The sequence below is a fragment of the Mycobacterium sp. UM_Kg1 genome (assembly GCF_000972925.1).
Lineage (GTDB): Bacteria > Actinomycetota > Actinomycetes > Mycobacteriales > Mycobacteriaceae > Mycobacterium > Mycobacterium hiberniae.
Window position 1 is genome coordinate 1 of sequence record NZ_JRMK01000168.1, and the last position, 7,377, is coordinate 7,377.

Here is a 7,377-nt window from a genome sequence, read left to right on the forward strand (position 1 = left end):
GATGTGTATAAGAGACAGCCGACAACGGGCCGACGAACGACACGCTGGTGTGCAGTCCCGATCCGGAGAACTGGGCCACCGCGTTGTCCAGCCGCTGCCGCAGCGGCCGGGCTGCCGACGCGACGCCGTGCAGGTCGAAGATCGTGGTACGGATCTCGCCGATGATCCCCTGCAGGTCGTCGACCGCGTCGGAGAGCCGGCGCTGCACCTCGGCCTCCCCGCTGCGAGTCACGGCGCCCTGCAACGACAGGCCGACGGCAAACAGCCGTTGGATGACATGGTCGTGCAGGTCGCGGGCGATCCGGTCCCGGTCGGTGACCACGTCGAGTTCATGTACGCGGCGCTGCGTCGTCGCCAGTTGCCAGGCCAGCGCGGCCTGGTCGGCGAACGCTGCCATCATCTCGAGTTGCTCGATGCTGAACGGGGCGGTGGTGCTGTGCCGCATCACCACGACCACGCCGGCCACCGCGTCGGTGGCGCGCAGCGGCAGGATCAGAGCCGGCCCGGCCGTATCGACACCGGTCAGCCGCAAACGGTCGACCCGGTGCGGCTCCCGTTTCGAGAAGGCCTCGCCGACCGGCGAGCCGGCCACCGGGATGGCTTCCCCGGACAGCGAATCCACTGCGGCGCCCACGGTTTCGACCACCAGGAGCTGGTCGACCCCGGCGTCGGGGGCATCTGCGTCCAGTGGGATGGCCACCAACGCCGACTGCGCGCCGGTCAGTTTTGTCGCCTCTTGGGCGATGAGCCGGAAGACCGTGGTGGGGTCGGTACCGGACAGCAGTTCGGTGGCGATGTCGCGGGTGGATTCGATCCAGGACTGGCGCGCTTTGGCCTGGGCGTACAACCGGGCGTTGGCAATCGCGATCCCGGCGGCGGCAGCCAGCGTCTGCACCAGAACTTCGTCGTCTTCGCTGAACGGCTGCCCATCGGCCTTCTCGGTCAGGTACAGATTGCCGACGATCTCATCGCGCACGCCCACCGGCACGCCGAGAAACGTCCGCATCAGCGGATGGTGCGGCGGAAACCCGATCGACGCCGGATGTTGTGAGAGGTCGTCCAGTCGCAGGGTCTGGGGTTCGTCGATCAGCAGACCGACCACCCCCACCTGCGCAGGCAACCGACCGATCTTGGTGAACGTCTCGTCGTCGATACCCTCGTAGACGAACTGCTGCATCCGGCGGTCGCGGTCGTGGACCTCCAGCGCCCCGTACCTGGCGTCGACAAGGTTGGTGGCGGTCGCCACGATGGTCCGCAGGGTTTGATCGAGTTCCAGTCCCGAGGTGACCGCCAGCATCGCTGCGAGCAGTCCGTCGAGGCGGTCGCGTCCTTGCGCGATCTGCCGGACCCGGTCGTGCACGCCGACCAGTAATTCGGGCAACTGCAAATGAAAGAGTTTGTCGTGCAGGGGGTTCGGGCCATCCGCGGGCGCGGGATCAGCCATTGCGCGCACGCTCCAGCTTGGTGGCGAAGACGGCGGCCTGCGTGCGGCGCTCCATGCCCAGCTTGGTCAACAGCCGGGACACATAGTTCTTGACCGTTTTCTCCGCCAGAAACATCCGGTCGGCGATCTGCTTGTTGGTCAACCCCTCCGCGAGCAGGCTCAACAGCGTCCGCTCCTGCTCGGACAGGCCGGAGAGCGGGTCGGGTTTCGCGGCGGCACCCCGCAGCTTGGCCATCAGCGCGGCCGCGGCCCGGTTGTCCAGCAGTGACCGGCCGGCGCCGACTTCCTTGACCGCGCGGGCCAGTTCCATCCCCTTGATGTCTTTGACGATGAAGCCGCTGGCGCCGGCCAGGATGGCGTCGAGCATCGCCTCGTCGGAGGTGAAGGACGTCAGGATCAGGCACCGCAGCTCGGGCATCCGCGACAGCAGGTCGCGGCACAGTTCGATGCCGTTGCCATCGGGCAGCCGAACGTCGAGCACCGCGACGTCCGGGCACAGTCCGGGGATGCGGGCGAGCGCTTCGGCCACCGAACCGGCCTCGCCGACCACGTCCAGTTCGGGATCGGCGCCGAGCAGGTCGATCAGTCCGCGCCGTACCACCTCGTGATCGTCTACCAGAAAGACTCTGACCACATCGCGTCCTCTCGCCCGAAGCCGCCGTCGCGGCACGCGCAGCCACAACCCACGCTAGCGGCGGCACCCGCGGATACCCAGGGTACAAAGCCCCGATCCGTCGGCCGGCTGCTTCAACTACGCTTCATGCGCGTCGGCCCACATACCAGGAGATCCCAGTGGACAGGTCTGCCCTCAACGCGTTGTTCGACCTCACCGGACGCACCGCCATCGTGACGGGCGGGACCCGCGGCATCGGTCTTGCGCTGGCGCACGGGCTGGCCGCGGCCGGCGCCAATGTGGTGGTGGCCAGCCGCAAGAGCGAAGCGTGCGAACGCGCCGCCGAGCAACTGCGGCAGGCCGGCGCCGACGCCATCGGGGTGCCCACCCAACTCGGCGACGTCGATGCGATCGCACGCCTGGTCGATGCCACCGTCGAGCGGTTCGGCGGGGTGGACATCGTGATCAACAACGCCGCCAACGCGCTCGCGCTGCCGTTGGGCGAGATCACCTCGGAGGCATTGAGCAAGTCATTCGCGGTCAACCTGCAAGGGCCGGTGTTTCTGGTTCAGGCGGCGCTGCCGCATCTTCGCAAGAGCGAGCACGCCGCAATCGTGAACGTGGTGTCGGCCGGCGCCTTCGTCTACTCGCCGGCCACCTCCATGTACTCGGCGGCCAAGGCCGCGCTCGTGTCCTTCACCCGCTCGATGGCGGCCGAGCTCGCCTCGTCGCGGATTAGGGTCAACGCGATCGCTCCCGGCCCGGTCGACACGGACATGGTGCGCAACAACCCACCGGAGTTCATCGCAGCGCTGCGCGATTCCACCTTGCTGCGGCGGATCGCCGATCCCGATGAAATGGTCGGTCCGGTCATGCTTCTCGTCTCCGATGCGGGCAGCTACATCACCGGTCAGACCATCCACGCCGACGGCGGGATGGTGGCTCGCTAAGCCGACGGGGCTCTGCGGCCTTCGTGATTCTGCGGTGACGAGGCCCGCCCGTCGCGCCGGTGATCCGCATTGCGCGAGCCGAGGAACGGGGTGATGATGTCCACCGGGAGCGGGAAGACCACCGTGGAGTTCTGGTCGGCTCCCAGCTCTAAAAGGGTTTGTAGATAACGTAATTGCAGCGATGCCGGATTCTGGGACAGCCTCTCTGCGGCCTGGCTCAGTTCCTCGGAGGCCTGGAGTTCGCCGCGGGCGTTGATCACCTTGGCGCGCCGCTCACGCTCGGCCTCGGCCTCGCGGGCCATCGCGCGTTGCATCGACTCGGGGATCTCCACGTCCTTGATCTCGACCACCCGTACCTGCACTCCCCACGGCTCGGTCTGCTTGTCGATGATCGTGCGCAGGTCGGCGTTGAGATCGTCGCGGTGCGCCAGCAATGTGTCCAGATCCGCGCGGCCCAGCAACGACCGCAGGGTGGTCTGGGCGATCTGCGAGGTGGCCACGGCGTAGTTCTCCACTTCCATGATGGCCTTGAGCGGGTCGGTGACCTGAAACATCACCACGGCATTCACTCGCGCCGGAACATTGTCGCGGGTTATCACCTCCTGTGGGGGAATGGTCAGCGTCACCACGCGCTGGTCTACCCGAAACATTTTGTCCACCAGCGGGATAAGGAACTTCAGTCCCGGCTGGTAGAGGGGCCGGGCATGACCCATCCGGAACACCACGCCCCGTTCGTACTCCCGCACCACGTTCAGTGCGAAAAATGCCAGGACGGTCACCACGACGACGCCCAGCGCCAGCGCGGTGATCGCTCCTTCGCTCATTTCACCGGCCGTTTCGCCGACGCCGGGGCGGAGAAGCCGCCCCACCTGGTGGAGTATCGGTCGACCGCGGCCTCGACCTTCGCCGCCGTCAGTGCCTGTTCCGCCCCGGTTGGGTCACCGGGCGCGTTGCTGGGGGTATTCCACAGATGCCGCACCAGGGGAAAGCCGCCGGCCGCCACCACCGCGACCGCGGCGGCCAGCACCAGAGCGTCGGCGGCGGAATGGTTCACAATCAGCGTCGCCAACGGCAGAATGATGCCGAAACCGGCTACCGTACAGGCGATGCCACGGTGGAAGCGACCGGTTTCCGAATGCGGCCAGGGGTCGACGGCTCGGCTGATCTCCCTGCCGTGGGGCGATGTGGTGCACGTGGGTCTGACCGGACAGGCGTTGCAGATCGACGGGGTCGCGCGGTACCGCATCACGCGATTGTCGGGGTCGAACGTGGTGGGCCACAGCCACTGATCCTCAGGACATTTCCAGGCGTCGTGGTCTTGGTGGTAGACGAACTTGCCGGTGCGCCACTGTGCGGCCCGGTCGGAGGTCCGCTGGGCCAACCGGTCGAAGCCCCAGGCGAAGGACAGCAGCGCCAGCGCGTAGCCGGCGACCAGCCACACCCAGGTCGCCGGCCCCGTCACGGCCGGCCCTTGCCGGTGGGCGCGGCGTCCGCGGTGACCTCGGTGTAGAGCGGATGCTCTGGCAACTCCTCAACCGTGTCTCCGGAGCGGAAGTTGCGCAGCGCAATCCAGGCGATCCAGACGAAGGGCACCACACCGGCCCCGATCAGGATCAGGTCACCGGGCAGGCGCATCCATTCCAGCAGTGTGTTGCCGGGCTGGGTGAGGTAGCCCAGGGAGCGGGCCTCGAAGTACCCGGCGTTGACGGAGTGGAACAGCTGCAGCACGCCCAGCGGCAGCAGGGTCACGAACACCATCCACACCAGGCCGATGTTCATGCCCCAGAAGGACAGCCGGGCCAGCTTGTTCGGCCACTTGTCGGCTGGGATCACATAGCGGAACGCGAACATCGCCAGCGCCACCGCGAGCATGCCGTAAACCCCGAACATCGCGGCGTGGGCGTGGTTGGCGGTCAGCGCGGTGCCGATCTCGTAGTAGGACACCACCGGAAGGTTGACCAGGAATCCGAAGATGCCCGCGCCCAGGAAGTTCCAGAACCCGACGGCGACCAGGAACATCACCGCCCAGCGCGCCGGGAAGTTGTTCTGCTCACCGGCCTCCTGACGTGCACCCAGCTGCAGGAACGCCCAGGCCTCCACGGTCAGGAAGGTCAGCGGGATGACTTCGGCCGCCGAGAAGAACGCGCCCAGCGCCATGTGCTCCACCGGTGTGCCGGAGAAGTACAGGTGGTGCATGGTGCCGATCACTCCGCCGGCCGAGTACAAGATGATGTCGAGGAAGATGACCAGCAACGCGACCCGCTCGCGGACCACGCCGAGCAGGACGAACATGTAGGCCACCATCGCGGTGGTGAACAGCTCCAGGAAGTCCTCCACCCACAGGTGCACCATCCAGAACCGCCAGAAGTCGGCCACCGAGAAATGTGCCTCGCTGCCGGCCAGCAGGCTGGCCGCGTAGAACGTCGGGATGGCCAGGCCGGTGAAGAAGAACATCCAGGGCAGGTTCATCTTCGAGGTGGTGGCCAGCTTCGAGCGCATCCCGCGCCAGATGATCACGATCCACCAGAACAGGCAGACGATCAGCAGCACCTGGAACACGCGCGGCAGGTCCAGGAACTCCCACTGCTGCGATACCGGCGTGCCCGGCTTGATCACACCGAAGATCGACAGCGCCTCGAAGGTCAGCGAGCCGAACACCACCACAGCCAACGCCCCGAGCAGCCCGTAGACCAGCAGCGACTGCTTGCCGGGTTCGCGTCGGCTGATGAAGGGCACCAGGAAGATTCCGCCGGCCAAAAACGCCGCCGCGGTCCAGAACAGGGACAGTTGCAGGTGCCAGGTTCGGGCCAAGTTGTAGGGCAGGATCTTGGCGAGGTCGATCCCGTAGAACTCCGAGAGATCCGCGCGATAGTGCTCGACGGCGCCGCCGAGCACGACTTGGGCCAAAAACAGCACCGCCACCACGACGAAGATCCAGATCGCCGCGCGCTGCGAGCGGGTCAGCGGCACCTCGCCCGGCTGGCGGAAGTGCAGCTTGGTCGACTCGGTGCCGTGCCAGCCGATGTCCTGGCTCCAGCGGCCGTAGACGGTGAACATGACTCCGATGCCGCCCAACAGCATGATCAGCGACAACACCGACCACACCACGACCGAGCCGGTGGGGCCGTTGTCCACGCGCGGCTCGGCGGGCCAGTTGTTGGTGTAGCTGTAGCTGTGGCCGGGCCGCTCGGCGGCGGCCGCCCACGCGGTCCAGGCGAAGAAAGCGGTCAGGTCCCGGATCTCCCCGGAGTCGGTGATCAGGTGGGGCAGCAGGCCGTATTTGGTGGAGGCTTCGCCGAAGTAGTCGGCGTAGTGCTGCTGGATTTTGTCGAACGCCTTGACCTGCTTGTCGGTGAACACCAGGGTCTTGGTGTCGGCGTCGTAGCGGTTGGTCCTGAACTCGGCGACCACGTCGTCGTGCGGGTTTGCCACGCCCTGCGCCCGGAACTGCTCGGCCACGTCTTCGGTGGCCAACCGCAGATACTCGGCGGTGTAGTCCGGGCCCAGGTAGGCGCCGTGGCCCAGCACCGAGCCGTACTGCATGAGGCCACGGGCCTGATACAGCTGCTGGCCACGGGTGATATCGGCGCCGGAGAACAGCTCTTGGCCGGACTCTGCGGTGACGCGCACCGGCATCGGCATCGACGCGGTGTAGGTGCGGTAGGCCAGGATTCCCATCACCAGGAAACCGAAGATCATGACCAGGGCAACGCCCTGCGCCCACCCCTTGCCGACCAGCGCCGCGCCCCGGCCGGAACCGCTGGTGGGGGCGCCTAGCTCCGTCGCATCGGTGCTCATGACGGGACGCTAACAGTATCGAGGACGAATGTTCGCGAAACTTTTGGCGACCACCGGAATTTGGGGCCGGGCGTTAGTTTCTCTGTGGACCAAATACCCCTTGACGCCGCAGCGGCGCATACCTTAGTGGCGGTCCGCGACGCGGACCGGAAAGGACTCCCACCATGCCCCGACTCCGCGAGATCCCGCGCTCCGAAGTGACCGACAAGCAGATTCTGTTCTTCTACGACCGGCTGTTCGGCGAGGGCGTCGAACCGGTGGAGCACACGGATCCCGAAGCGCCCACCGGCGGGCCCGGTGGCTACCGCACCATCCACGGCACGCCGGGGGACTGGTGGACGGTGTTCGCCCAGGCGCCCGCGGTGTTCTCCCACGCGGTGCGCGGATTCGCGCTGTATCGCAACGCCTCGCTGGACCCACTGCTGCGCGAGCTCGGTCAGGCCCGTGCCGGCTATGCGCGCGGCAGCCAGTTCGTCTACTCCCAGCACTGCAAACAGATGCGTTCCCTGGGCATGTCCGAGGAGAAGATCGCCGCCGTGCCGTCCTGGCAGGTCCTGTCTCTTATACACATC

Annotated in this window: 7 protein-coding genes; 2 read left to right on the plus strand and 5 right to left on the minus strand. The window is 66.8% G+C overall.

The window, feature by feature from the left end; genetic code table 11:
• On the minus strand, nt 1–1,444 hold a 1,444-nt coding region (locus LI92_RS18480; protein ID WP_046321511.1), incomplete at its 3' end, for a GAF domain-containing sensor histidine kinase.
• The gene (dosR, locus tag LI92_RS18485; protein WP_046321513.1) at nt 1,437–2,078 is read right to left on the minus strand and encodes a hypoxia response regulator transcription factor DosR/DevR; all 642 of its coding nucleotides are present in this window, start codon (nt 2,076–2,078) and stop codon (nt 1,437–1,439) included. The genes dosR and LI92_RS18480, both read right to left, overlap by 8 nt.
• Before the next feature lie 158 nt (nt 2,079–2,236).
• Between dosR and LI92_RS18490 the strand changes: the two genes are divergently transcribed.
• Nucleotides 2,237–3,007 carry an SDR family NAD(P)-dependent oxidoreductase gene (locus LI92_RS18490; RefSeq protein WP_046321516.1) on the plus strand — a complete coding sequence of 257 codons (771 nt, stop codon included), beginning with the start codon at nt 2,237–2,239 and terminating at the stop codon, nt 3,005–3,007.
• Here the strand turns inward: LI92_RS18490 and LI92_RS18495 are convergent.
• The 3 genes from LI92_RS18495 to LI92_RS18505 are packed head-to-tail and all read right to left on the minus strand — an operon-like array spanning nt 3,004 to nt 6,805.
• The gene (locus LI92_RS18495) at nt 3,004–3,831 is read right to left on the minus strand and encodes a slipin family protein (RefSeq protein WP_046321518.1); all 828 of its coding nucleotides are present in this window, start codon (nt 3,829–3,831) and stop codon (nt 3,004–3,006) included. The two genes, LI92_RS18490 and LI92_RS18495, sit on opposite strands and share 4 nt — an antisense overlap.
• On the minus strand, nt 3,828–4,469 hold the full coding sequence (locus LI92_RS18500; protein WP_046321519.1) for a hypothetical protein: 642 nt from the start codon (nt 4,467–4,469) through the stop codon (nt 3,828–3,830). The genes LI92_RS18495 and LI92_RS18500 overlap by 4 nt, the downstream gene beginning before the upstream one ends.
• Nucleotides 4,466–6,805, minus strand: a complete 2,340-nt coding sequence (locus tag LI92_RS18505) for a nitric-oxide reductase large subunit (protein WP_046321521.1) — start codon at nt 6,803–6,805, stop codon at nt 4,466–4,468. The genes LI92_RS18500 and LI92_RS18505 overlap by 4 nt, the downstream gene beginning before the upstream one ends.
• Nucleotides 6,806–6,969: 164 nt before the next feature.
• On the opposite strand from LI92_RS18505, the gene LI92_RS18510 reads away from it, so the two are divergent.
• Nucleotides 6,970–7,377: carboxymuconolactone decarboxylase family protein (locus LI92_RS18510; protein WP_046321523.1), on the plus strand; the 408-nt coding region annotated here is incomplete at its 3' end.

Coding starts and splice junctions, on each gene's coding strand:
- LI92_RS18505 (WP_046321521.1), bottom strand. CDS start 6,805: ATGAGCACCGATGCGACGGAGCTAGGCGCCCCCACCAGCGGTTCCGGC.
- LI92_RS18495 (WP_046321518.1), bottom strand. CDS start 3,831: ATGAGCGAAGGAGCGATCACCGCGCTGGCGCTGGGCGTCGTCGTGGTG.